The sequence below is a fragment of the Ensifer sp. NM-2 genome (genome assembly GCF_003024455.1).
GTDB lineage: Bacteria > Pseudomonadota > Alphaproteobacteria > Rhizobiales > Rhizobiaceae > Ensifer > Ensifer canadensis.
Map to the genome: position 1 here is coordinate 1 of NZ_PVZR01000134.1, position 470 is coordinate 470.

General features: G+C 71.3%; 1 protein-coding gene. It reads right to left on the minus strand.

The features are described from left to right. Positions 1-470 (minus strand): hypothetical protein (locus C6558_RS40225; RefSeq protein WP_199197151.1); only part of this gene is annotated, 470 nt, incomplete at both ends.

The window sequence follows — 470 nt, forward strand, 5'->3', positions numbered from 1 at the left end:
GGGCCCGGACGAGTTCCTGGCGGATGCGCTGGAAGGCCCAGGAGTCCCCGATGGCGGCCGCGTTCTCCAGCGCCACCGTGGGCTGGGCGTTGCGGCTGCGCTCGGCCGCCATCAGCTCCACGTACACGGCGACCGCACGGGCGAACTCGCGCCGGGCCTTGGTTGCCTGCTTGCGGGCCTCTGCGTCCGGGGCGAGCCACACGACGGCGACGAGCAGGCCCACCAGCACCAGCGACAGCCACAGGGGCATGGAGTAGAACACCTGCGCACCCACGCTCAGGGACAGGCCGACCACCAGCATCAGGGCCGCGCCGTAGATCTTGGCCCAGGTGTGCCGTGACCGGGTGGTCCCCAGCACATCCAGGTCGGCGTCGCTGAGGCCGTGGATCATGCTGGCGGGCAGATGCGCCATGGCCCACTGGGAAGCCCTCTCCTTCCACGAGAGCGCGGCGCTGGGGGTGATCTCCTGC